The following is a 3,100-nucleotide window of genomic DNA, read 5'->3' as shown; positions in this document are numbered from 1 at the left end:
GCAGTACCTCGCCTCGATGGGCATGGGCGACGACCAGTTCAGCTGCCTCGTCTCGCTGTGGAACCGCGAGTCCGGCTGGAACACGCACGCCTCGAACCCGAGCGGCGCCTACGGCATTCCGCAGGCTCTGCCCGGCAGCAAGATGTCGTCTGCCGGCCCCGACTGGCAGAACAGCTACGAGACGCAGATCAAGTGGGGCATGGGCTACATCACCGGCCGCTACACGAACCCCTGCGGCGCATGGGCGCACTCGCAGTCGACGGGGTGGTACTGACCGTCGCCTAGGCTGGAAGCCATGCCGCGCAGCAATCGTCCCCGGGGTCGCAAGACCACCGGGGACGATTCGTCTGCGCTCGACATCGAGCGGCTGACGCTGGGCTGGCGCCGCACCGAGACACGACGCGGGCTGAGCTACACGGTGCAGCCGATCTCGGCGGCGAACGCCCGCAAGAGCTATGTGTGCCCGGGCTGCGGCCGTGAGATCGCACCCGGGGTCGAGCACGTGGCGGTGTGGCGCGCCGACGGCGTGCTGGGCGACGAGGCCGATCTGTCGGGCCGGCGGCATTGGCACACCCATTGCTGGAGGATTGCATGACCGAGGTCGAGATTCGCGCAGCCGTCGAGCTACCCGCGGTGCGCGAAGAGATCGAGTTCACCACGCTCGACCGTCTGCGCCTGGTCGGCGAAGTCGCGACGCCCGTCGACCGGCCCCCGGTCGCCACGCTCATCACCCTGCATCCGCTGCCCACGCACGGGGGGTTCATGGACTCGCACATCCTGCGCAAGGCGGCCGCCCGGCTGCCGGCGCTCGCCGATCTCGCGGTGCTGCGGTTCAACACGCGTGGGACCTCGTCGCCGCGAGGCACGAGCGAGGGCGCCTTCGGCGACGGCGTGACAGAGCGCTTCGACCTCGAGGCGGCCGTGCGGTTCGCCCGCGACCGGGAGCTGCCCCGCCCCTGGCTGGTCGGCTGGTCGTTCGGCACCGAGGTGGCCATCAAGTACGGTCTCGCCCACGACGACGTCGAGGGCGTCATTCTGCTCTCGCCACCGTTGCACCGTGCGACGCGCGATGAGCTCGCGGCCTGGCACGGCTCGGGCAAGCGCATGGTGGTGCTCGTGCCCGAGCTCGACGACTTCCTGCGCCCCGCAGAGGCCGAGCCGATCTTCCGCGCAGCCGTTCCCGAAGCCGAGTTCATCGCGGTGCCGGGCGGCAAGCACCTGTGGGTGGGGGAGAGCCAGACCCGGACGGTGCTCACCGAGATCGTGCGCGCGGTGAATCCGGCCGCGCTGCCGCTCCCCGAGACCTACGAGTTGTGAGCCGCTCCTAGAGCTCGTTCTGCCGCGGAATCACGACCTGGCGCACGATGAGCAGCACTGAGGCCGCGAACGGAATCGCGATGAGCGCCCCGAGCACGCCGAGCAGCGTGCCACCCGCCAGAGCGGCCACGACGACGAGGGCGCCCGGAACCGCGACGGCGCGGTTCATGATGCGCGGGCTCAGCACATACGCCTCGACCTGCATGTAGATGAGGTAGTAGATGGCGGCGACCAGGGCGGTCAGCGGCGAGCCGAGCAGCAGGCAGAGCAGGCAGATCAGCGCGGAACCCGTCAGCGTGCCGACGAGCGGCACGAGCGAGAACAGGAAGGCGATGACGGCGAGCAGCATCGGGTACGGCGCGCGGATGATGCTGAGGAAGATCGACGAGAGGATGCCGTTGACGAGCGCCAGCGACACCTGGCCGATGACGTACTTCCCGACCGAGTCGGTGACCTGCTCGGCGATGTCGATGAACCTGCGGCGTCGGCTGGCGGGCACGAGGGCATAGGCGCCGCGCTTGATGTTCTTGAGGCTCGCGGCGAAGTAGATCGTCAGGATGATCACGATCAGCACGCCGAACGCCCCCGTGATCAGGCCGAGGCCCGCCTGCAGCACGCCGCCCGTGATCGTGCCGAGGTTCTTCTGCAGCTCCGACCACACCTGTGAGATCGCGTTGTCGACGACCCCCGGCTGGAACTGGCCCTGCAGCCACTGATACCACTGCTGATAGGTGCCCTGGTCGACGAAGTCGGTGACCGACTGCACGAGCTGCGCGCTCTGCTCGACGATGACCGGCACGATCGCCCAGATCACGCCGGCGGCCACACCGAGGATGACGACGAAGACGATGACGATGGATGCCCACCTGGGCACCCCTCGCTTGGCCAGGAACTCGATCAGGGGCTCAAGGCCGAGCGCGAGGAACAGCGCGGCGCCGATGTAGGTGATGACCGTCGAGAGGTTGACGATCGAGGCGAGGATCAGGATGCCGAGCCCGACGCCGAGCGTTCCGACGAGACCGAGCGTGAACGCGTTCTTGATCCTCACGCGCTCAGGCTACCGGGAGGCTCTCACTCGCTGTGGGAGGACGTGACGCCTTCCGCTTGTGCGAGCGCGCCGCGCAGGCTCTCGAAGTAGCCGGCGACCGATTCGCGCTCGATGCGGATCTGCGAGAGACGGTCCTCGGCGTCGTCGACGAGCTTTCGGGTACGGTTCTCCGCGTCCTCGATGGCGGCCTTCGCGCGCTCCTCGGCGTCGCGGATGATCTTCGCGGCCTCGGCCTCGGCGTCCTTCCGCTTCGTGTGGACCTCTGCACGGACATCCGTCTCGATCGCCTTCGCCTCCTCACGCGCCTCGCTCGCCCGCTTGAGGGCGTCGGCGAGCTGCACGTTCGCGTCGTCGAGGAACCGCTGGGTCTGGGCGACGGCCTCCTGGTGGCGAGCCAGGTGCTCCTTCTCGGCCTCGTCGCGGCGGGCCTTGAGCTCGACCTCGAGGTCGATGCGGGCCTGCTCGGCCTCGTGGCGCTGCTGGTCGACCTCGGCCTGCGCCTGCTGACGCAGGGCGGCGAGCTCGTTCTCGTGGTCGATGCGGCTCTGCTCGAGCTTCGTGCGGTGCTCGGCGAGCTCGGACTCGAGCTGGGCCGCCTGCGCGGACGCGGCCTGGGCCAGCTCCTGGCGGTGCGCGATGCGCTCGGCCTCGAGCTGCGCCTCGTGCTGGTTGCGGCTGTCGGCGAGCTCGCGCTCGAGCTCGGCGCGGCGCTCGCTGACCTCGGCGTCGAGGCCT

The 3,100-nt window shown here is 69.4% G+C and carries 4 protein-coding genes and 1 pseudogene; 3 read left to right on the top strand and 2 right to left on the bottom strand.

What is annotated here, in order from left to right; genetic code table 11:
* The 3 genes from ACM2XV_RS13640 to ACM2XV_RS13630 all read left to right on the top strand — a co-directional run.
* Positions 1–274 (top strand): aggregation-promoting factor C-terminal-like domain-containing protein (locus ACM2XV_RS13640; protein WP_487027317.1); only part of this gene is annotated, 274 nt, incomplete at its 5' end.
* A 21-nt stretch (positions 275–295) separates the two neighbouring features.
* Positions 296–595 carry a hypothetical protein gene (locus ACM2XV_RS13635; RefSeq protein WP_487027316.1) on the top strand — a complete coding sequence of 100 codons (300 nt, stop codon included), beginning with the start codon at positions 296–298 and terminating at the stop codon, positions 593–595.
* Positions 592–1,317 (top strand): alpha/beta hydrolase, encoded by a 726-nt coding sequence (locus ACM2XV_RS13630; protein ID WP_487027315.1) that lies wholly within the window; start codon positions 592–594, stop codon positions 1,315–1,317. Before ACM2XV_RS13635 ends, ACM2XV_RS13630 begins: the two co-directional genes overlap by 4 nt.
* 7 nt (positions 1,318–1,324) lie before the next feature.
* Here the strand turns inward: ACM2XV_RS13630 and ACM2XV_RS13625 are convergent, their stop codons facing one another.
* Entirely contained in the window at positions 1,325–2,365 is a 1,041-nt protein-coding gene (locus ACM2XV_RS13625; protein ID WP_344778735.1) for an AI-2E family transporter, read from the bottom strand.
* A 23-nt stretch (positions 2,366–2,388) separates the two neighbouring features.
* Positions 2,389–3,100: pseudogene (locus tag ACM2XV_RS13620) on the bottom strand (hypothetical protein); the annotation flags it as partial.

It is taken from the genome of Gryllotalpicola sp. CP2-P1 (genome assembly GCF_057512245.1).
The sequence above is the reverse complement of the archived record's forward strand: the minus strand, read 5'-3'. Positions and strand labels throughout refer to the sequence as shown.

Bases quoted from the DNA above. Each gene is read 5' to 3' on its own strand.
- ACM2XV_RS13635 (WP_487027316.1), top strand. From the start codon at position 296: ATGCCGCGCAGCAATCGTCCCCGGGGTCGCAAGACCACCGGGGACGAT.
- ACM2XV_RS13630 (WP_487027315.1), top strand. From the start codon at position 592: ATGACCGAGGTCGAGATTCGCGCAGCCGTCGAGCTACCCGCGGTGCGC.